This window comes from Streptomyces sp. WM6372 (assembly GCF_001279655.1).
GTDB lineage: Bacteria > Actinomycetota > Actinomycetes > Streptomycetales > Streptomycetaceae > Streptomyces.
The window spans coordinates 29,081-49,508 of sequence record NZ_LGDB01000186.1 but is presented as its reverse complement, the minus strand read 5'-3'; the positions used below and the strand labels follow the sequence as shown (position 1 = coordinate 49,508).

The following is a 20,428-nucleotide window of genomic DNA, read 5'->3' as shown; positions in this document are numbered from 1 at the left end:
CCGAGGCAACTTCCCGGCCCGATCACACGTCTGCCATAGGTAATCAACTCGCAAAACCTGCCAGACGTGAACGGAGCCCTCGGTGCTCATAGGCCTGCTGACCGCGATCGCGGCGTCCATCTGCTACGGCACGGGATCCGTCCTGCAAGCCGTGGGCTCGCGCAGGGCGGCCCGGATGTCCCCGCCCGCCGCGGGGGTGACCGCGCACGGCGGCCCGAACCTCTCGTCCACCGCGAAGGCGGCGATGACGTGGGAGTTCATCGTCGGCACCATCCTGGACTTCGTGGGCTTCGGGCTGGGCGCGCTGGCCGCCCGGCTGCTGCCGCTGTTCCTGTCCCAGACGGTGATCAGCGCCAACCTGGTGATCACGGCCGTGCTCAGCGTGAAGATGCTGGGCATCCGGCTGACCCGCAAGGAATGGACCTCGATCGGCGTCGTCTGCGCGGCGCTGGTCCTGCTGGCGACGGCGGCGGGCCACGAGGGCGGCCACCACGCCCCGATGTCCACGCACTGGTGGCTGTTCGGGGTGACCCTGCTGATCATCGCGGGCGGCACGGTGGCCGTCCACCTCCTGGGTGCCCGGGCGGCGATCCTCGCGGGCCTGCTGTCGGGCCTGGCCTTCGGCGCGCTGGGCGTCGGCGTCCGGATCCTCGACGGCATCGACCCGTTCGACCTCGGCGCCCTGCTCGCCGACCCGGCGCTCTACGCCATCCTGCTGGCCGGCGTCGGCGGCATGTACCTGCACACGGTCGCCCTGCAGATCGGATCGGTGAACGGCGCGACGGCCGCGCTGGTCGTCGGCGAGACGGTCCTGCCGGGCGCGATCGGCGTCCTGTGGCTGGGCGACGCCTCCCGCCCGGGCCTGGCCTGGCTGGCGGTCCTCGGCTTCGTCCTGGCCGTCACGGGCGCGGTGGCGGTCGCCTGGTACGGCAACCACGACGGCGCGGAGGAAGCCCCCGCCGAGGAACCCAGCCCCCGGTCCAGCCCCGCCGGCGTCTGAGGGCGGACACCACGAGGCCCGGGACGCAGCCCCGGGCCCAGGTCGTCTCTTCCGGATCTTGCCGGGTCCGAAAGCGACGACCTAGCCCGCCGGAAGGACGACGACTTCCGCCGGGGTGAAGGACACGGCGACCCGGTCGCCCACGGCCGGCGCCCCGGCCAGCCCGCACTCCGCCTCCAGCACCGGCCCCGCCTCCGGCCTCAGCAGCAGCGCGACATGCGTGCCCCGGAACGTCCGCGACACCACCTCGCAGCGCAGCCCGGCAGCCGTCAGCACCACCCCGGCCGGCCGGATCAGGATCCGCCGCTCCCCCTCCGGCGAACCGGGCGGCACCTGCACCTTCCCCCACGCCGTGGCCGCGGCCCCGCCCACCACCGTCGCCGGGATCACGTTCTCGAAGCCGAGGAACCGCGCCACGAACTCCGAAGCCGGCCGCTGCCACACCTCCAGCGGGGTCCCGGCCTGCGCGATGCGCCCGTCCCGCATCACCACCACCCGGTCGGCCAGGGCGAAGGCCTCCCCCTGGTCGTGCGTGACGGCCAGCACCGTGGTCCCGAGCCGGGAGAACAGCCCCCGCAGCTCCACCACCAGCCGCTCGCGCAGCCCCCGGTCCAGCTGCCCCAGCGGTTCGTCCAGCATCAGCAGCCGCGGCGAAGGGGCCAGCGCCCGGGCCAGGGCCACCCGCTGCTGCTCACCGCCCGACAGCGAGGCCACCGAGCGGCCCTGGGCCCCGGGGAGCCCGACCAGCTCCAGCAACTGCGCGACCTGGGCCTCGTACGCCGCCCGGGCGGAGCCCCGCATGCGCAGCCCGAACGCGACGTTCCCGCCCACGTCCCGGTGCGGGAACAGCTGGTGGTCCTGGAACATGAGGCCGACCCCGCGCCGGTGCGCCGGCACCCGCGCCTGGTCCGCCCCGCCGAGCAGGACCCGCCCCGCCGAGACCGGCTGGAGCCCGGCCACCACCCGCAGCAGCGTGGACTTGCCGCTTCCGCTGGGCCCGAGCACGCATACGATCTCGTGCTCGGCGACCTCCAGGTCGACCGCGTCGACGACGGCGCGCTCGCCGAAGCGGACCGACACCCCGGCCAGTTCGAGCAACGTCATCAGAACTCTCCCGAGGTCTTGTCGGGGCGCAGCCGCTCCAGCACCAGCAGGGACACCGCGCACACCAGCATCAGAATCGTGCTCAGGGCCATCGCCTGCCCGTAGTTCATCTCGCCGGCCCGCCCCAGCAGCCGCGCCACGGCCACCGGCAGCGTCGGACGGTCGGGCCGGGCGATGAAGACGGTCGCGCCGAACTCCCCCAGCGACACGGCGAAGGCGAATCCGGCCGCGATCAGCAGCGCCCGCCGCACCAGCGGCAGGTCCACCTCCCGCCAGGCCCGCAGCGGCGACGCCCCGAGCACGGCAGCGGCCTCGCGCAGCCGCCCGTCCACGGCGCGCAGCACCGGCAGCATGGTCCGTACGACGAACGGCACGCCCACCAGCGCCTGCGCGAGCGGCACCAGGATCCACGAGGTCCGCAGATCCAGCGGCGGCTCGTCCAGGGTGATCAGGAACCCGAAGCCGACCGTCACCGCCGACACCCCCAGCGGGAGCATCAGCAGCGCGTCGAACCCGCGCACGAACCGGCCCGCGCGCCGGGTCAGTGCCGCGGCCGCGAGCCCCCCGATCAGCAGGGCGATGGCGGTGGCGGCGAGCGCGTACTGGAGGGAGTTCCAGATGGCCTCCAGCGGGGGCACCAGGAACGTTCCGCCGCCCGCGCCCACGTCCTGGAGCGCCCGGTAGAAGCCGAACCCGTACCCGCCGGGCGCATCGAGGGAGCGCTCCACCAGCACCGCCAGCGGGGCCACGATCAGCAGCGCCACCGTCAGCAGCACCCCGCCCAGCAGGGCGCGCTGGCCCGGACCGCTCGGCCGGTGCGCGGTCCGCGCCGGATCGACCAGCCGCAGGGCGGTCTCCCGCCGGCGCACGGTCCAGGCGTGGACGCCGAGGATCAGGCCGACCGCCACGAACTGGACCATCGTGAGGACGGCGGCCGTCGGCAGGTCCAGCAGCTGCGCGGTCTGCCGGTAGACCTCCACTTCCAAGGTGGCGTACGAGGGCCCGCCGAGGATCTGCACGACGCCGAAGGAGGTGAACGTGAACAGGAACACCATCAGCGAGGCCGCGGCCACCGCCGGCCCGAGCGCGGGCAGGGTCACCCGCCGCCAGGCGGCGAACCGCCCGGCGCCCAGCACCCGGGCGGCCTCCTCCTGGCGCGGGTCCAGCTGCGCCCAGAGCCCGCCGACCGTCCGTACGACGACGGCGTAGTTGAAGAAGACGTGCGCGAGCAGGATCGCCCACACGGTGGTGTCCAGCCGGACGCCCCACAGCTCGTCCAGCAGTCCGCCCCGCCCGACCAGCGCCAGGAAGGCGGTGCCGACCACCACCGTCGGCAGCACGAACGGGACCGTGACCAGCGCCCGCAGCAGCTGTTTGCCGGGGAACTCGAAGCGCGCGAAGACGTACGCGCCGGGGAGCGCGATCAGGAGCGTGAGCGCCGTGGACGCGAACGCCTGCCAGGTGGTGAACCAGAGCACGTCGGCGATGTCGGGCCGGGTCAGCACCTCGCCGATCCGGCCGAACTGCCAGCCCTCGTCGGTCTTGATCCCGCGGCCGACGATCGCGGCCACGGGGTAGGCGAAGAACAGCCCGAAGAAGGCGAGCGGTACGGCCATCAGCAGGAGCCGGACGGCCGTACCGCGCGCGCCCTCCTTCACGGGAGTGCTCTCGCGTCCTACTTCACGACGAGCGAGGACCATGCCTTGACCCACTGCTCACGGTTCTTGGCGATCGTCTCGGGAGCCACGTTCTCGGGCTTCTCGATGACCACGCCGTGCTTCGTGAACAGCTCCGGCAGCTTCGCGTCCTTGACCACCGGGTTCACGAACATCTGGAGCGGCATGTCCTCCTGGAACTTCTTGCTCACCAGGAAGTCGAGGAGCGCCTTGCCGCCCGCCTCGTTCTTCGCGCCCTTGAGCAGGCCCGCGAACTCGACCTGCCGGAAGCAGGTGCCGGTGGCCACGCCCGTGGGGGCCTCGGCCGGCTGGGGCTCCCCGTACAGGACCTCGACCGGCGGGCTGGAGGCGTACGAGACGACCAGCGGCCGGTCGCCCTTGGCCTTCTTGCCGCCCGCCGAACCGGAGAAGCGCTCGTTGTAGGCCTGCTCCCAGCCGTCGACGACCTCGACGCCATTGGCCTTGAGCTTGCTCCAGTAGTCCTTCCAGCCGTCCTCCCCGTACTTGCCGACGGAGGCGAGCAGGAAGCCGAGGCCCGGCGAGGAGGTCGCCGCGTTCTCGGTGACCAGCAGGTTCTTGTACTCCGGCTTGACCAGGTCGTCCAGCGTCTGCGGCGGGGCGAGCTTCTTGTCGGCGAAGTACGCCTTGTCGTAGTTGACGCAGATGTCGCCGGAGTCGATCGGGGTGACCCGGTGCTCCTTGTCGAGCACGTACTCGGGCTTCACGTCGGCCAGGCCCTTGGCCTCGTACGGCGTGAAGATCCCGTTGTCGAGGGCGCGCGAGAGGAGCGTGTTGTCCACACCGAAGAAGACGTCGCCGCGCGGGGAGCCCTTGGTGAGGATCTCCTGGTTGAGGGCGGCGCCCGCGTCCCCGGACTTCAGGACCTTGACGGTGTAGCCGCTCTGCTGCTCGAACTCCTTGAGGACCGTGTCGGTCACGTTGAAGGAGTCGTGCGAGACGAGCGTGACCGTCTTGGACTTCGGCGCATCGCTCGCGCCGGCCGCGGACTCGTCCTTGGTCTTGGCGCCGCCGCACGCGGCGAGCGTGCTGACACCGAGGGCCGCGGCCAGCGCCGCACCCGCGATCTTCCTGGTGGTGCTCACGGAACATTCCTCCTGGGTTGACCAGGAGAAGACGCGGCCCTGCCCGGGCGCTCCGGTGGAGCGGGCGCCCGGGCAGGGCGCAACAGCTTGAGGTGGTGACCGAACTTCCTACCCAGAATGACCTGGGCAAGGTTCAGAGGGTCTGCGGCCGCTGTGCTCGTCCTAGAAGCGTGGTGCCGCACTCTCAGCGCTGTGGCGCTCCCCTGTCGGAATATGAGTATTCAGATATACGCGGGTCAGCCTACCGCTCGCTCGCGGCGAGCTGACCGCAGGCGCCGTCGATCTCCTGGCCGCGGGTGTCCCGTACGGTCACCGGCACGCCGTGGCGGGCGATGGCCTCCACGAAGGCCTTCTCGTCCTCGGGACGCGAGGCGGTCCACTTCGAGCCCGGCGTCGGGTTCAGCGGGATCAGGTTGACGTGGACGCGCTTGCCCTTGAGCAGTCGGCCGAGGAGGTCGCCGCGCCAGGCCTGGTCGTTGATGTCGCGGATCAAGGCGTACTCGATGGAGATCCGGCGGCCGGACTTCTCGGCGTACTCCCACGCCGCGTCGAGGACCTCGCGGACCTTCCAGCGGGTGTTCACGGGGACGAGGGTGTCGCGCAGCTCGTCGTCCGGCGCGTGCAGCGAGACCGCGAGGCGGCACTTGAAGCCCTCGTCGGCGAAGCGCAGCATCGCCGGGACCAGGCCGACGGTGGAGACGGTGATGCCGCGCTGCGACAAGCCCAGGCCGTCGGGCTCGGGGTCGGTGAGGCGGCGGATCGCGCCGACGACCCGCTTGTAGTTGGCCAGCGGCTCGCCCATGCCCATGAAGACGATGTTGGACAGCCGGGCCGGGCCGCCGGGAACCTCGCCGTCGCGCAGCGCGCGCATGCCGTCGACGATCTGGTGGACGATCTCGGCGGTGGACAGGTTGCGGTCCAGGCCCGCCTGGCCGGTGGCGCAGAACGGGCAGTTCATGCCGCAGCCGGCCTGCGAGGAGATGCACATGGTGACCCGGTCGGGGTAGCGCATCAGCACGGACTCGACGAGCGTGCCGTCGTGCAGCTTCCACAGGGTCTTGCGCGTGGTGTCGTCGTCGCACGAGATGTGCCGGATGACGCTCATCAGGTCGGGCAGCAGTTCCTGCTGGAGCTTCTCCCGCGAGCCCGCCGGGATGTCGGTCCACTCGGCCGGGTCGTGCGCGTACCGGGCGAAGTAGTGCTGCGAGAGCTGCTTGGCCCGGAAGGGCTTCTCGCCGATCGCGGCGACCGCCTCGCGACGCTCCTCGGGCGTGAGGTCGGCGAGGTGCCGGGGCGGCTTCTTGGCCCCGCGAGGGGCGACGAAGGTGAGCTCTCCCGGGACAGGGCGGGCCATGGCTGGTACTCCTCGTAAGACGAAAGGCGCGCCGCAGAAGCAGCGCGCCTTTCAAGAGTAACCGCCCGGACCCACCCAAAGCCTTCAGACGTACGTCGTCCCAGCTCAGCGGGGTTGCCCTGGTGAACAGCCCGCCGGCCGGAAGCCGCGGGAGCCCCGTTTCAGCCGGTGCCGACGAACGCGGCGAGCAGCAGCCACACCACCGGGGCGGTCGGCAGCAAGGAGTCGAGCCGGTCCATGATGCCGCCGTGGCCCGGGAGGAGCGTGCCCATGTCCTTGATGCCCAGGTCCCGCTTGATCATCGACTCGCCGAGGTCGCCCAGCGTGGCGCTGACCGCGACCGCGAGACCGAGCAGCAGGCCCTGCCACCAGATGCCGCCGTCGATCAGGAACTCCATGCAGAGAGCGCCGGCCGCCATCGCGAAGGCCACCGCGCCGAACAGGCCCTCGCGGGTCTTGCCGGGGCTGATGCGCGGCGCCAGCTTGGTCTTGCCGAAGCGCCAGCCCACCGCGTACGCCCCGGTGTCGCTGACCACGGTCAGCAGCAGGAACGTGACCACGCGCTCCGGCCCGTCGTCCGCGGTGAGCAGCATCGCGACGAAGGTGGCCAGGAAGGGCACGTAGAACGCCGCGAAGACGCCCGCCGTGACGTCCTTGAGGTAGTCCTCGGGCGGTTCGGTCATCCGCCAGACCAGGACCGCCAGCGCGGTCAGGGCCATGGCCACCCAGGCACCCTCGGCCCCCCGGACGTATCCGGCGATGACCATGGCGGCGCCGCCGACCGCGAGCGGGACGAGCGGCGCCTTGATGCCCTTCTTCTCCTGGAGCCGGGAGGTGAGCTCCCACAGGCCCACGACGACCGCGACGACGATGACGCCGACGAAGACCGCCTTGACGATGAACAGCGAAGCGAAGATCACCGCACCGAGGCCGACACCGACCCCTATGGCGGCACGCAGGTCTCGCCCCGCCCGCTTCTTCGGCGGGGGCGTGGCGTCCTGCGGGGCCGGCGAGGGCGGGGGCGGGGGGCTGGGCATGGGCTCCTGCGGCGGCGTCTCGGCGCGGAACGGGGGGCCGCCGTCGGTGGCGGCCCCCCGATCGCGTGCTTCCCGGTCGTCGAAGTCACGGCCGGCGGCATCGGGCACGATGGGCATGGGCCGAGTGTGCGGGCCCACCAGCGCATCGTATGCGGGACCCGCCGGAACCGGCTCCGTGGCCCAGGGAGAGTCGTTCATCAGACCTCGAGGAGCTCGGCTTCCTTGTGCTTGAGCAGCTCGTCGACCTGCGCGACGTACTTCGCGGTGGTGTCGTCGAGCTCCTTCTCCGCGCGGCGCACCTCGTCCTCGCCGGACTCCTTGTCCTTGACGAGCTTGTCGAGGGAGTCCTTCGCCTTGCGGCGGACGGCGCGGATCGAGACCTTGGAGTCCTCGGCCTTGGTGCGCGCGACCTTGATGTACTCCTTGCGGCGGTCCTGCGTCAGCTCGGGGAAGGTCACCCGGATGATATTGCCGTCGTTGCTGGGGTTGACGCCCAGGTCGGAGTCGCGGATGGCCTGCTCGATGTTGCGCAGGGCGCTCTTGTCGAACGGGGTCACGATCGCCATGCGCGGCTCGGGCACCGAGAAGGAGGCGAGCTGGTTGATGGGCGTGATGGCGCCGTAGTAGTCCGCCACGATCTTGTTGAACATCGCCGGGTGCGCACGACCGGTGCGGATCGCGGCGAAGTCTTCCTTGGCGACGACGACGGCCTTCTCCATCTTCTCCTCGGCCTCGAGGAGGATTTCTTCGATCACCACGTGCTCCTGCATGTCAGATATGGATGGTTCAGGCGGGCGGGGCGGGCTCGGCCCAGTGGGGCCGGGCCCGGCGTCGGAACGCTCAGGCCCGGGTGCCCTGGTCGCTCACGAGCGTGCCGATCTTCTCACCCTTGACGGCGCGGGCGATATTGCCCTCGGCGAGCAGCTCGAAGACCAGGATCGGCAGCTTGTTGTCGCGGCACAGCGTGATGGCGGTGGCGTCGGCGACCTTGAGGTCGCGGGACAGCACCTCGCTGTACTCCAGCGCGTCGAACTTCACCGCGTCGGGGTTCTTCTTCGGGTCGGAGTCGTAGACCCCGTCGACGCCGTTCTTGCCCATGAGCAGGGCCTCGGCGTCGATTTCCAGGGCCCGCTGGGCGGCCGTGGTGTCGGTGGAGAAGTACGGCATGCCCATGCCGGCGCCGAAGATCACGACGCGGCCCTTCTCCAGGTGCCGTACGGCGCGCAGCGGGATGTACGGCTCCGCGACCTGGCCCATGGTGATGGCGGTCTGCACACGGGAGTCGATGCCTTCCTTCTCCAGGAAGTCCTGGAGGGCGAGGCAGTTCATGACGGTGCCGAGCATGCCCATGTAGTCGGACCGCGCACGGTCCATGCCGCGCTGCTGGAGTTCGGCGCCGCGGAAGAAGTTTCCGCCGCCGATCACGACGGCGATCTCCGCGCCGTCACGGACCACCGCGGCGATTTCGCGCGCGATGGCATGGACGACGTCGGGGTCGACGCCCAGTCCTCCACCACCGGAGAAGGCTTCGCCCGACAGCTTCAGCATGAAGCGGCGGCCCTTCTTGTCGTGGTCGCTCTTGTCGTCGGAAGCGGTGTGGGGGTCCACGCCCTGATTCATGGAGATCTCCTCGTGCACATACGAAGAAGGCCATTGCCGGTGGGTCCTCGCGGTTCCCTCTACGGCAATGGCCTCCTCGTCAGATCTGCGGTCGTTCCGCGCGCACGCGGACGACTGCTTCAGACCCTACCGGGGTCCGGTGTCCGTCGTTGTCAGGACGGACTCAGATGCCGACCTTGATGCGCGAGAAACGCACCAGGGTGACACCGGCCTCGTCCAGAACCTTCTGGACGGACTTCTTGGCGTCCAGCGCGTACGCCTGGCCAAGGAGCGTGTTGTCGCGGAAGAAGCCGTTGACACGACCCTCGACGATCTTCGGGAGGGCGGCCTCGGGCTTGCCCTCCGCGCGGGTGACCTCTTCGGCGACGCGGCGCTCGGACTCGACGACCTCGGCCGGGACGTCCTCGGCGGACAGCCACTTCGGCGCGAACGCGGCGATGTGCTGCGCGACGCCGCGGGCGACCTCGGCGTTCTCCTTGTCGAGCTCGACCAGGACACCGATCTGGAACGGCAGGTCGGGCATGGTGCGGTGCATGTACGACGCGACGTAACCGCCGGTGAACTGCGCGAAGCGGTCCAGGACGATCTTCTCGCCGAGGTTGGCGTTCGCCTCGTCCACGAAGGCCGTGACGGTCTTGCCGGGGGCGATCTCGGACGCGAGGAGCGTCTCGATGTCGGCCGGGGAGGTGGCGGCGACGTGCGCGGCCAGCTCGTTGGCGACGGCGAGGAACTTCTCGCCCTTCGCGACGAAGTCCGTCTCGCACTTCAGCTCGACGATGACACCGGAGGTGTTGTCGTCGGCGATGAGGGACACGACGGCACCGTTCTCGGCAGAACGGCCCTCGCGCTTGGCGACGCCCTTCTGACCCTTGATACGGAGCGCCTCGACGGCCTTGTCGACGTCACCGTCGGAGTCGACCAGCGCGTTCTTGCAGTCCAGCATGCCGGCGCCGGTGAGCTCGCGGAGCTTCTTGACGTCAGCGGCGGTGTAGTTCGCCATGAGTCTGTGATTCTCTCTCGAAGTCGTAGATCTACGGGTGAACGGCGGAGGAGCGCGCCCCAGGCGCGGCTCCCCCGCCGTCATCGTCCGTGCTGCGAGTGCCCGGCGGATGAACGCCGGGCTCTCTCAGAGGGTCAGGCCTGCTCGGTGTCGGCGGCCGGAGCCTCGACGACGGCCTCGGCCGCGGGGGCCTCGACAGCGGCCTCGGCCGGGGCGGCCTCAGCAGACTCGTCGGCGGAGTCCTTCTTCTCGCCCTCGAGCAGGTCGCGCTCCCACTCGGCGAGCGGCTCGGCGGCGGCCTTCTCGCCCGGCTTCGAGTCGCCGGTCGCAGCGCCGGAGCGGGCGATGAGGCCCTCGGCGACGGCGTCGGCGATCACGCGGGTGAGCAGGGTGACGGAGCGGATCGCGTCGTCGTTGCCCGGGATCTTGTAGTCGACCTCGTCGGGGTCACAGTTGGTGTCGAGGATCGCGACGACCGGGATGTGGAGCTTGCGCGCCTCACCGACGGCGATGTGCTCCTTCTTGGTGTCGACGATCCAGACGGCGCTGGGGACCTTCGACATCTCGCGGATACCACCGAGGGTCTTCTCCAGCTTGGTCTTCTCGCGGGAGAGGACCAGGAGCTCCTTCTTGGTGAGACCCGAGGCGGCGACGTCCTCGAAGTCGATCGCCTCAAGCTCCTTCAGACGCTGGAGGCGCTTGTAGACGGTGGAGAAGTTGGTGAGCATGCCACCCAGCCAGCGCTGGTTGACGTACGGCATACCAACGCGCGTCGCCTGCTCGGCGATGGCCTCCTGGGCCTGCTTCTTGGTACCGACGAACATGATGGAGCCGCCGTGGGCGACGGTCTCCTTGACGAACTCGTAGGCGCGGTCGATGTACGACAGCGACTGGAGCAGGTCGATGATGTAGATGCCGTTGCGCTCGGTGAAGATGAAGCGCTTCATCTTCGGGTTCCAGCGACGGGTCTGGTGACCGAAGTGGACGCCGCTTTCCAGCAGCTCCCGCATCGTTACGACGGCCATGGCCATCTCCTTGGTTTCTCGGTTTGGTTCCTGACGCCCCACCGCGTCCTGCCCCCGACGAAGGGGACCGAGAGACGCTTCCACCTGGCCTGAGCGGCTGGTGCTGGGGCGTGCGAAGTCGACCCGGTGACCCGGATCGCCGTAAGAAGTGTACGGGACCGGGCGGTATGCCAGGTGACGCCGTTGTCCACACCCGGCCGGTTGTCCACAGGCCCGCTCACGCTGCGCGACCGGGCGGCAACCTGGACGGTATGACGACACTGCTGCTCACGCTGCTCCTGACCCTGGCCCAGGCGCTCGTTCCCGGGGCCCGGCCGCTCCCGCCGCCCCTGGTGGTGGCCCGCTGGTGGGATCCGCCCCCGACCCCGTACGCGGCCGGGCACCGCGGGGTGGACCTGGCCGCCCCGGTGGGCGCGCCGATCAGGGCGGTCGGCCCGGGGCGGGTGTACTACGCGGGCCCGGTGGCCGGGCGCGGGGTCCTGTCCCTGACCCTCCCGGGCGGCCTGCGCACCACGTACGAACCGGTCCGGCCGCTGGTCGCGGAGGGCGAGGAGGTCACGACGGGCCAGGTGGTGGCGGTCCTCACGGAGGGCACGCACTGCGGCGGCCCCTGCCTCCACTGGGGCCTCCTGTCAGGCACGACGTACCTGAACCCCCTGACCCTCCTCCCGCGCCCGGCGCCACGACTCCTGCCGGACCCGGCCCCGCCGGCGTTCGGGGCCTCAGCCCCGCACGCCCCTCAGGGCCATGGCCACGGCGGCTTCGGTGACCACACCGGGATCCTCGGCGGCGCCCAGCTCGATGCGCCGCACGGCCGCGTCGACGACCCCCTGTAGCAGCATCGCCGCGAGCCGGGGCTGCTCGTGCCCGAGGGCGCCCAGCGCCTCCACGATCATCGCCACGAGCCCGCCGTGCGCGGCACGGATCTTCTCCCGCGCCCCCGCGTCCAGCTCACTGGCCGAGATCGCGACCACCGCCCGGTGCCGCCGGTCCCCGACCAGCCCCAGCTGGCTCCGTACGTAGGCCTCGATCTTGGCCTCAGGAGACCCGGCCCGCTCCATCGCCGCCTCGATCTCGGCGGCCCACACGGGGAAGTCCACCGCGCACAGCTCTTCGACCACGGCCGCGCGGGAGCGGAAGTACTCGTACACGGAGGACCGGGCGAGGCCGGTGCGCTCCGCCAGGGCGGGGAAGGTCAGCGCTTCCGTCCCGCCTTCGGACAACAGGGAGCGCGCGGCGTCCAGCAGGGCGCCGCGCTGCATCGACCGGTGCTCGGCCACGGAGGCCGCTCGAATCCTGGGCACACGTCCACTCTACGGAGGTGCCGCAAGCTCACCGGCCCACGTCCGCCAGCTTGGCCCGCAGCTGGAGCACCGACTTGGTGTGGATCTGGCTGACCCGACTCTCGGTGACGCCCAGGACGTTGCCGATCTCGGCCAGCGTCAGGCCCTCGTAGTAGTACAGCGTGACCACGGTCTTCTCGCGTTCCGGCAGGGTGTTGATCGCCCCGGCCAGGAGCCTGCGCAGCTCGCGGTCCTCGGCCACCTCCACCGGGTTGTCGGCGGCGGTGTCCTCCAGGGTGTCCATCAGCGAGAGGCGGTCGCCGCCCTCGCCGCCGACGTGCAGCAGCTCCTCCAGGGCGACCACGTTGGCCAGCGACAACTGACTGAACACGGCGTGGAGTTCCTCCACGGCGATGCCCATCTCGCCGGCGACCTCGTGCTCGGTCGGGGTGCGGCGCAGCTGGGCTTCGAGGGTGGCGTAGGCCCGCTCCACGGCCCTCGCCTTCTGCCGGACCGAGCGCGGGATCCAGTCCAGGGCGCGCAGTTCGTCGATCATCGCGCCGCGGATGCGGGTGATCGCGTACGTCTCGAACTTGATGGACCGCTCGATGTCGAACTTCTCGATGGCGTCGATCAGCCCGAAGACGCCGGAGGAGACGAAGTCGGCCTGCTCCACATTGGGCGGCAGGCCCACGCTGACCCGGCCGGCCACGTACTTCACCAGGGGCGAGTAGTGCAGGATCAGCTGCTCCCGCAGCCGCTCGTCACCGCTCTCCTTGTACGAGCGCCACAGCACCTCGAGGGACGAGGGCGCGGTGGTCCGCACGCTGCCGCGGGCAGCGGGGGGCACCGCAGCGCGGTCAGACCCTGAGGTGTGCTGGGGCATGCTTCGCCTTTGTCGGAGCGGGATTCCTTGGGAGCGTAGCGTGACGGAAGTGTCGCGGTGCGCGAAGAGTACGGGATCGCGCAGGGGCACCGGGGCGTCCTGACTCGCGCGGGCGACCCGGGACCGGCGCCTGGCGCTCGGTCCCGGCGGCTGCCACCGGGGAGACCGCGTCTCTCATCGGCTTCACTCTTTCACCGGAACACCCCAGGTCAATGACCGCCTCGCCGGGCGCCACCGGTTTGTGTGCCTCCTTCAGGTGATTGTGTGGTCAACTGCCAGACCTCGCCCTGCCGTTCGACGAACCCCAGAGAGTGAAGTTCGTACAGTCTGCCGATGACTTCATCGGTGCCGGTGCCGGCGGCGAGGGCCACTTGGTCCGCGTGCACGAGGCGGCCGGCCGCCGGCATGGCTTCGAGCACGCGGGCGGTGTCGCGGTCCAGCAGGTCCCGGGCGAGCACCGGGCCGCGCCGTTCTGGGGCCAGTTCGCCCATGCCGCCGACGAGCTCGACCACTTCGGCGGCGTCCGTGACGAGCACGGCCTCGCCGCGCAGCAGTTCGTGCACCCCGCCCGAGAGCCCGCTGGTGGCCGCGCCGGGGACGCCCATGGTGAACCGCCCGAGCTGCTGGGCCCGCCGGGCCGTCACCAGGGAGCCGCTGCGGTGGGCCGCCTCGACCACCACGGTGCCCCGGGTCAGTGCGGCGATGACCCGGTTGCGCAGCACGAACCGGCTCGGGGTCGGGTGGCTGCCGGGCGGCAGCTCCCCCAGCACCAGCCCCTGCGCGGCGATCCGGCCGAGCAACTCGGCGTGGCCGCGCGGGTAGGCGACGTCCACCCCGCAGGCGAGCACCGCGGCGGTGGCGCCGCCCGAGGCGAGGGCCCCTCGATGGGCCGCGCCGTCGACCCCGTACGCCGCTCCCGAGACCACCACCCAGCCCCGCTCGGCGAGTCCGGCGGCCAGGGTCTGGGCCATGTGCGCGCCGTACGGGGTGCAGGCCCGGGCGCCGACCACGGCGACGGAGCGCAGCGCCCAGGTCCGCAGGTCCGGCCGGCCCCGCAGCCAGAGCCCGATGGGCCGGGCGTCGCCGAGGTCGTCGAGCTGGGTCGGCCACTGCGGGGAGCCGGGGCAGACGAACCGCCCGCCGCTGCGGGCGGCCGCCGCCAGGTCCCGCCGGGGGTCGGCGAGCGCGGCCCGTCTGCGGTAGCCCACGAGCCTTTGCTCCCCCACCCCGGCCAGGGCCGCCGCCGCGGTGTCCGGACCGGTCAGCAGCCGTATCAGCCCGACGGCGCCGTGCTCGCGCAGCCACCGCCCGCCGTGCTCCTCCCCGGGCTCCAACACCCGGGTCAGCGCGGCCCGCGCCAGCAGCTCCGGGTCGTGCTCGGCCGCCGGGCCTGACCCGTCGACCGCCCCGAGCCCACTCGCCGCCCGCCTCCCGGCGGTCGGGTCGGGCTCGGCCGCCGGGCCGGCTCCGGGCGGCTGCCCGGGCTCCTCCGGGGCGCTCATGACTGCGCCCCCATGGCCAGGGCCGCCCCGCGGGCGATGCCGGTGCGCAGTTCGAGGGCGACGGCCACGTCCAGGGCCTCGGGGCGGTCCCGGCCGCGCAGGTCGGCCACGGTCCAGGCCACCCGCAGCACCCGGTCCAGCCCGCGGGCGGTGAGCAGTCCGCGCTCCAGATCCCGCTCGGCCTGGGCCAGCGCCCCGGGGGCCGCCTGCCAGCGGGTGCGCAGCTCGTGCCCGGGCACCTCGGCGTTGAGCCGCCACGGGGTGTCGGCGAGCCGGGCCGCGCTGCGCTCCCTGGCCTCCCGCACCCGGTCGGCGACGACCTCGGTGGACTCCCCGCGGCCCCCGCGCCCCAGCAGGTCGGAGCGGGTGACCGGCTCGACCTCCACCCGCAGGTCCACCCGGTCAAGCAACGGCCCCGACAGCCTGGCCTGGTAGCGCCGGATCACCGATGACGGGCATTCGCAGCCGGCCCCGAGCAGGGTGTGGCGCCCGCACGGGCAGGGGTTCGCCGCGAGGACCATCAGGAACCTGGCCGGCAGCCGCACCACCCCGGCGGCCCGGGCGATCACCACGTGCCCCGATTCGAGGGGCTGGCGCAGCGCGTCCAGCGCCTTGGTGCTGAACTCGGCGGCCTCGTCCAGGAACAGCACCCCCCGGTGGGCCAGGGAGACCGCCCCGGGTCGCGGTACCCCCGCTCCGCCGCCGACCAGGGACTGCATGGTCGCCGAATGGTGCGGTGCGCAGTACGGGGGCCGGGCGACCAGCGGTTCCCCGGGCGGCAGCACCCCGGCGACCGAGTGCACGGCCGTGACCTCCAGGGAGTCCTGCCGGCAGAGCGGCGGGAGGATCCAGGGGATCCGCTCGGCCAGCATCGTCTTGCCGGCTCCCGGCGGTCCGCTGAGGAAGAGGTGGTGACCCCCGGCGGCGGCCACCTCCAGGGCCCGGCGGGCGCCGTGCTGCCCGGCGACGTCGGAGAGGTCGGGGAAGTCCGGGGGCTCCCCCTCCCCGGCCCGGCCCGCGCCGCGGGAGATCCCGGTGCCGAGGCCCGCGCCCGGGACCACCAGCCCGGCCAGCATCGGATCGGGCCGCCCCGGCGGATCCGGTGGTTCCTCCTCGGGGACCTCCCCGTCGGTGAGCACCGCGATCAGCTGGCGCAGGCTGCGCACTCCCAGCACGCTGACGTCCGGGACGAGCATGGCTTCGGCGGCGCACTGCTGCGGCACCACCACGTTCCGGTACCCGGCGTCGGCCGCGGTGAGGACCGCCGGCAGGATGCCCCGCACCGGCCGCACCCGGCCGTCCAGCCCCAGCTCCCCGATGAGCACCAGATCGGCGATGGCGGCGGGCTCCACCACCTCGGCGGCGCCCAGCACGGCGGCCGCGACGGCCAGGTCGAACCCCGCACCCGATTTCGGTACGGAAGCCGGGCTCAGCCCGACCGTGAGCTTCTTCTGCGGCCAGGTCGCGCCCGAGTTCACGACGGCGGCCCGCACCCGGTCCCGGCTCTCGGTCAAGGTCTTGTCGGGCAGCCCCACCAGGGTGAAAGCGGCGAGCCCGGGCTCCAGATCCGCCTGGACCTCCACCACCACCCCGTCGACACCCACCAGGGCCACCGAGCAGGCTCGCGCGAACCCCATCACGCCACCCCCCGGACGTGCTCCACCACGGCCGCACCGCGCCGCGGCAGCAGGACTCCCACGAGGTCGATCCGCACCCCGCCCGGGGGCGGTCCGCCGTGGTCGGCGAGCCAGCGCCCGGCGAGCCGGCGCAGTCGCTCGGCCTTGCCGGGGCGGACGGCGGCCATGGGGTGTTCGAAATCCCCCGCCCGCCGCGTCTTGACCTCGCACACGACGAGGGCGTCCCCGTCCCGCGCGACGATGTCGATCTCCCCGCTGCGGCACCGCCAGTTCCGCGCGATCACCGTCATGCCGGCCTCGGTCAGCCGCCGCGCCGCGAGCTCCTCGCCGTACCGCCCCAACGCCTGCTGTGCCACGCCCTTCGCGTTCATCGGGCACCACCTCCGCCCCCGACGATCCCGCGGCCCCGCCCACCCTGTGGATCTTGGTGGACAGCGAGGGCATTGTGGACAACCCCCTCACCCTTGAGGGTGAAACCGGGAGGGCCGGGGCGGTGGGCGCGGGAGTGCGTACGGGCGGCGAAGGGCCGGGCGTCAGCTGCCCGGCAGCTCGAGATCGCTCTTGTTGAGCTCCTCGATGTTCACGTCCTTGAAGGTCAGCACCCGCACCTGCTTCACGAAGCGGGCCGGCCGGTACATGTCCCACACCCAGGCGTCGGCCATCGTGACCTCGAAGAACACCTCCCCCTGGACCGAGTGCACCTGCATCTCGTAGTCGTTCGTGAGGTAGAAACGACGTTCGGTCTCGATCACGTACTTGAACAGCCCGACGACGTCGCGGTACTCGCGATAGAGCTTCAGCTCCATCTCGGTCTCGTACTTCTCGAGGTCCTCGGCGCTCATGGCATGTTCCCCTTCAGCCGTGCGTCCCCCTATTGTGCGCCAGGCCCCTGCGCCCCTAAACGATTTCCGGGGCCAGGACCACCGGCTCACCCGGGGGACCGTCGTCGAGCAGCGTACGGAGCAGCTCGGCGAGTCTGGTCGGGTACACCGTCTCATGGGCCGAGAGAAGTTCCTCGGAGGTCCACCACCTTGCACCGCTGACGCTGCGTCGCTCCAGCTCGGTGAGCCCGCTCATCTCGGTCCGCGTCCGCGCGGTCCGGGCCAGGTAGTACCACTCGTCCTGCTCCCAGCGCCGCCCGTCGAACGGGAACGAGCAGTACCGCTGCCACAGCACCGGACCCAGATCCACCTCTGTGATCCCCGTCTCCTCGGCGAGCTCCCGCAGCGCGGCCTGCTCCCTGGTCTCGCCGCCTTCGAGCCCGCCGCCCGGGGTGAACCACCAGTGGTCCGCGGGATTGTCCGGTTCGAATCCGTGCAGCAGCAGGATCCGGTCCGCGGGGTCCAGCAGGATCACCCGGGACACCTTGCGGGGCCCGCCCGCGGCGGCCGCCTCAGCGGGCACCGGCCGGCTCCCGCCGCCGCCCGCGCCCCAGGACCCGTGCGACGGGCCCGTACGCGGCCCCCAGCACCACCAGTGCGGCTCCGGCCAGCACCGCGGCCACCTGGAGGCGCAGCGGCCCCGGCCGCGAGATCCCCCCGGGAAGGGAGGCGTACGTGGCGGGCCGCTCCAGCATCTTCACCGTGGGCCAGGCGAGGGCGTCGACCCGGGCCTGGACCGCGGACCGCGGCACGGTGCCCTGGCCGGCCTCCTGGAGGTGGGACCGGGAGTCGAGCGAGGCGGCGCGCCGGTCGCCCAGCAGGAAGAGGTTGCCCTCGGGCACCGTGACCTCGAAGGGAGTGTCGGAGGCCGGCACGGCGGCGCTGTTCGCGGGCTCCCCCTCGGGCAGGGCGTGCTCGAGGTACGGCTCGTCGAGCTCCTGGCCGTTGACGGTGAGGCGGCCGCCCGCCCCGCAGCACTTCACGGTGTCGCCGCCGACGGCGACGACGCGCTTGACCATGGGCGAGTCGCTCCACGCGTGGTCGATGAACACGACGACGTCGCCGCGCCGCACCTGACCGCCGTCGATGCGCTGGGCGATCACGCGGTCCCCGGGGTTCACCGTCGGCATCATCGAGTCGGTCGGCACCGTGTACGGCCGGTAGGTGAAGGCCCCCCAGGCGAAGGCGCCCAGGAAGAGGACGAAGCCGACGGCCACGGCGACTCCCGACAGCACGTTGCCGAGACCGCCGCGGCCGCCCTTGCCACCGCGTGTTGCTCCGGTACCGCGTATGCCCTCGGTACCGCTTGTCTGCGTATTCAGTGTTTCGCCCATTGCAGCGCCCCCACACTTCCGGGATCGACGACCTGGGCGGCACCCTACCTGCCGGTAGTCCCGCTGGTCAGCCTCCGCCGGCGCCACATCACGACCGGAACCGCTCCGGCCAGGCCCAGCGCGGCCGGACCGAGCCCGACGGGCGCGAGGCCGGCGGCCCCGAGGCCCAGCGCGGTCGCCTTGGTCTGGTTGCCGATGCCCGGCTGGTCGAAGGTGTCCGGGATGGGCAGGGTCGCCCAGCGGGTGATCGGCCAGGCCACGACCACGGCCCGCCCGACGACCTTGTCGACCGGCACGAAGCCCTGGGTGGAGTCCTGCATGTGGTAGCGGGAGTCCTGCGAGTTCTGCCGGTGGTCGCCCATCACCCAGATCTTGCCCTTGGGCACCGTGATCGGACCGAACGGGGCGTCGTCGCACGGGGTGTTGCCCGGGTAGATGTACGGCTCGTCGAGCTCCTTGCCGTTGACGACGACCGGTCCGCCCTTCTTGCACTCGACCGTGTCACCGCCGATGGCGATGGTCCGCTTGATCAGGTCCTTCTCGTCCGCGGACGGCATCAGGCCGATCTTGCTGAGGATCTGCTGCGCGAAGTTGGGCTCCGGGGTGGGCTCCCCGGCCAGCCAGCTCGCCGGGTCGTGGAAGACCACGACCTCGCCGCGCTCGGGCTCCGAGCCGAACCACGGGGTCAGCTTGTCCACGAGCACCCGGTCGCCGCGCTGCAGGGTGTTCTGCATCGAGTCGGACGGGATCGAGAACGCCTGCACCAGGAAGGTCTTGATCAGCAGGGCGAGCAGCAGGGCGATGCCGATGAGGAGCGGGAGCTCCTTCCAGAACGAGCGGTGCGGCTTCGCCTCGGCACCACTGTCCTCGGCCTCGCGCTCGGCATCGTCCGGCCGCTCCTCGCCTTCATCGCGACCGGATCGCGCGCCTACCGCCACATCCCCCACATCCACTCCTCAACCTCGCAGATCGCCGCCCGCGCCGAATCGCATACGGGCCCTCCCCTCCCTTAACGAGCGGGAGTTCCCTAAGGCGCGGGAGACCGAGGACACACTATGCGAACGGCGGCCCGGGGCGGCGCCGTCGGCGGCCGCGTCGCCCGCTCGGGGCAGGATCGGGAACCGAACGGAAGGTCACGGGCTGTTCGAGCTTGCGCCAGTGGTCGAACGGCCAGGCGATGACGACGGCTTGCCCCACGACGCCCTTCTCGTCGATGGTGCCGTCGAAGGCCTCGTCGAGGTGGAAACGGGAATCGGCCGAATTCGCCCGGTGATCGCCCATCACGAAGAGCCGCCCGCGGGGCACCCGTACCTCGAACCGGATTTCGGAGGGGGCGTTGCCGGGACTCACGTACGGCTCATCGAGCGCCGTCCCGTTGACGGTGACGCGGCCCTTGGCGTCGCAGCACACGACGGTGTCGCCGCCGACGCCGATGACCCGCTTGATCAGGTCCTGTTCGTCGGCCGAGGGCAGCAGGCCGATGAAGGTCAGCGTCTCCTTGATCTGCTTGACGCCGACCGGATCCTCGGGCGGGCGCGCGGCCTCGCCCTTGAGCCAGCCGCCGGGGTCCTTGAACACCACGACGTCGCCGCGCTCGATCTTGGAGCCGAACCACGGCGTCAGCTTGTCGACCAGCACCCGGTCGCCGATCCGGATCGTCTGCTCCATGGATCCGGACGGGATGAAGAAGGCCTGCACGAGGAAGGTCTTGAGGACGAGCGCTATGCACAGCGCCACGATGATCAGCAGCGGCACCTCGCCCACCCGGCGGGTGCGCCTGCGCCGCTTGACCCGCCGGGCCAGCCGGCGCCGCTCGGCCCGGCCGCCGCTCTCGGCCGCGACGGGTTGCGCCTTGGCACCTCGCCGCGACCCGGGCTCCCGCACCGGCCGCTCGGGGACCGCGGCGGGCTCGGGCGCGGCAGGCTCGGGCGCGGCGGGCCCGGGCGCGGCGGGCCCGGGCGCGGCGGGCCCGGGCTCCCGCCGGGG

The 20,428-nt window shown here is 71.9% G+C and carries 20 protein-coding genes, 1 pseudogene and 1 riboswitch; of the genes and pseudogenes, 2 read left to right on the top strand and 19 right to left on the bottom strand.

The genetic code is table 11. The features are described 5' to 3' along the window. Positions 1-82: 82 nt before the first annotated feature. Complete coding sequence (locus ADK52_RS19455; RefSeq protein ID WP_053691103.1) at positions 83-1,000, top strand: hypothetical protein; 918 nt, start codon at positions 83-85, stop codon at positions 998-1,000. Positions 1,001-1,081: 81 nt separating this feature from the next. Here ADK52_RS19455 and ADK52_RS19450 read toward each other — a convergent pair whose 3' ends face one another. The 9 genes from ADK52_RS19450 to rpsB all read right to left on the bottom strand — a co-directional run bounded on the left by ADK52_RS19450 (position 1,082) and on the right by rpsB (position 10,919). After that, the gene (locus ADK52_RS19450) at positions 1,082-2,104 is read right to left on the bottom strand and encodes an ABC transporter ATP-binding protein (RefSeq protein ID WP_053691102.1); all 1,023 of its coding nucleotides are present in this window, start codon (positions 2,102-2,104) and stop codon (positions 1,082-1,084) included. Then, complete coding sequence (locus tag ADK52_RS19445; RefSeq protein WP_053691132.1) at positions 2,104-3,720, bottom strand: ABC transporter permease; 1,617 nt, start codon at positions 3,718-3,720, stop codon at positions 2,104-2,106. The genes ADK52_RS19450 and ADK52_RS19445 overlap by 1 nt, the downstream gene beginning before the upstream one ends. Positions 3,721-3,779: 59 nt before the next feature. Then, positions 3,780-4,883 carry a thiamine ABC transporter substrate-binding protein gene (locus ADK52_RS19440; protein ID WP_053691101.1) on the bottom strand — a complete coding sequence of 368 codons (1,104 nt, stop codon included), beginning with the start codon at positions 4,881-4,883 and terminating at the stop codon, positions 3,780-3,782. A gap of 87 nt (positions 4,884-4,970) precedes the next feature. Further along, a riboswitch (TPP riboswitch) is annotated at positions 4,971-5,098 on the bottom strand. A gap of 26 nt (positions 5,099-5,124) precedes the next feature. Beyond that, positions 5,125-6,237, bottom strand: a complete 1,113-nt coding sequence (gene rlmN, locus ADK52_RS19435; protein ID WP_053691100.1) for a 23S rRNA (adenine(2503)-C(2))-methyltransferase RlmN — start codon at positions 6,235-6,237, stop codon at positions 5,125-5,127. 161 nt (positions 6,238-6,398) lie between these two features. After that, complete coding sequence (locus tag ADK52_RS19430) at positions 6,399-7,472, bottom strand: phosphatidate cytidylyltransferase (RefSeq protein ID WP_053691099.1); 1,074 nt, start codon at positions 7,470-7,472, stop codon at positions 6,399-6,401. Next, positions 7,472-8,029, bottom strand: coding sequence for a ribosome recycling factor (frr, locus tag ADK52_RS19425; protein WP_030162526.1), 558 nt, complete (start codon positions 8,027-8,029; stop codon positions 7,472-7,474). The genes ADK52_RS19430 and frr overlap by 1 nt, the downstream gene beginning before the upstream one ends. Positions 8,030-8,114: 85 nt before the next feature. Then, positions 8,115-8,894: a UMP kinase gene (pyrH, locus tag ADK52_RS19420; protein ID WP_030162523.1), complete on the bottom strand. Its 780-nt coding sequence runs from the start codon at positions 8,892-8,894 to the stop codon at positions 8,115-8,117. Positions 8,895-9,057: 163 nt separating this feature from the next. Next, positions 9,058-9,894, bottom strand: coding sequence for a translation elongation factor Ts (gene tsf / locus ADK52_RS19415; protein WP_053691098.1), 837 nt, complete (start codon positions 9,892-9,894; stop codon positions 9,058-9,060). Between the two features lie 134 nt (positions 9,895-10,028). Then, positions 10,029-10,919, bottom strand: coding sequence for a 30S ribosomal protein S2 (gene rpsB, locus ADK52_RS19410; protein WP_053691097.1), 891 nt, complete (start codon positions 10,917-10,919; stop codon positions 10,029-10,031). 251 nt (positions 10,920-11,170) lie between these two features. Between rpsB and ADK52_RS40235 the strand changes: the two genes are divergently transcribed. Further along, positions 11,171-11,755 carry a M23 family metallopeptidase gene (locus ADK52_RS40235; protein ID WP_078988457.1) on the top strand — a complete coding sequence of 195 codons (585 nt, stop codon included), beginning with the start codon at positions 11,171-11,173 and terminating at the stop codon, positions 11,753-11,755. Here ADK52_RS40235 and ADK52_RS19400 read toward each other — a convergent pair. From ADK52_RS19400 to lepB (ADK52_RS19355), 10 genes and pseudogenes are all read right to left on the bottom strand, one after another. Further along, the gene (locus ADK52_RS19400; RefSeq protein ID WP_053691096.1) at positions 11,642-12,199 is read right to left on the bottom strand and encodes a TetR/AcrR family transcriptional regulator; all 558 of its coding nucleotides are present in this window, start codon (positions 12,197-12,199) and stop codon (positions 11,642-11,644) included. The genes ADK52_RS40235 and ADK52_RS19400 overlap by 114 nt on opposite strands. Positions 12,200-12,251: 52 nt before the next feature. Continuing rightward, on the bottom strand, positions 12,252-13,088 hold the full coding sequence (gene whiG / locus ADK52_RS19395; RefSeq protein ID WP_053691095.1) for an RNA polymerase sigma factor WhiG: 837 nt from the start codon (positions 13,086-13,088) through the stop codon (positions 12,252-12,254). Between the two features lie 209 nt (positions 13,089-13,297). Continuing rightward, on the bottom strand, positions 13,298-14,590 hold the full coding sequence (gene dprA / locus ADK52_RS19390; RefSeq protein WP_078988456.1) for a DNA-processing protein DprA: 1,293 nt from the start codon (positions 14,588-14,590) through the stop codon (positions 13,298-13,300). Continuing rightward, a complete protein-coding gene (locus tag ADK52_RS19385; RefSeq protein WP_053691094.1) occupies positions 14,587-16,227 on the bottom strand; it encodes a YifB family Mg chelatase-like AAA ATPase in 1,641 nt (546 codons plus the stop codon). The genes dprA and ADK52_RS19385 overlap by 4 nt, the downstream gene beginning before the upstream one ends. After that, positions 16,227-16,598 (bottom strand): YraN family protein, encoded by a 372-nt coding sequence (locus ADK52_RS19380; RefSeq protein WP_053691093.1) that lies wholly within the window; start codon positions 16,596-16,598, stop codon positions 16,227-16,229. Before ADK52_RS19380 ends, ADK52_RS19385 begins: the two co-directional genes overlap by 1 nt. A 162-nt stretch (positions 16,599-16,760) precedes the next feature. Then, positions 16,761-17,069 carry a DUF2469 domain-containing protein gene (locus tag ADK52_RS19375; protein WP_006139554.1) on the bottom strand — a complete coding sequence of 103 codons (309 nt, stop codon included), beginning with the start codon at positions 17,067-17,069 and terminating at the stop codon, positions 16,761-16,763. Positions 17,070-17,124: 55 nt separating this feature from the next. Beyond that, positions 17,125-17,631 carry an NUDIX hydrolase gene (locus ADK52_RS19370; RefSeq protein ID WP_053691092.1) on the bottom strand — a complete coding sequence of 169 codons (507 nt, stop codon included), beginning with the start codon at positions 17,629-17,631 and terminating at the stop codon, positions 17,125-17,127. Continuing rightward, the gene (lepB, locus tag ADK52_RS19365) at positions 17,621-18,442 is read right to left on the bottom strand and encodes a signal peptidase I (protein WP_078988455.1); all 822 of its coding nucleotides are present in this window, start codon (positions 18,440-18,442) and stop codon (positions 17,621-17,623) included. Before lepB (ADK52_RS19365) ends, ADK52_RS19370 begins: the two co-directional genes overlap by 11 nt. Before the next feature lie 44 nt (positions 18,443-18,486). Further along, positions 18,487-19,380: a signal peptidase I gene (lepB, locus tag ADK52_RS19360; protein WP_053691091.1), complete on the bottom strand. Its 894-nt coding sequence runs from the start codon at positions 19,378-19,380 to the stop codon at positions 18,487-18,489. After that, a pseudogene (lepB, locus tag ADK52_RS19355) lies at positions 19,352-20,326 on the bottom strand (signal peptidase I); the annotation flags it as partial. The gene lepB (ADK52_RS19360) and the pseudogene lepB (ADK52_RS19355), both read right to left, overlap by 29 nt. Between the last annotated feature and the right edge of the window lie 102 nt (positions 20,327-20,428).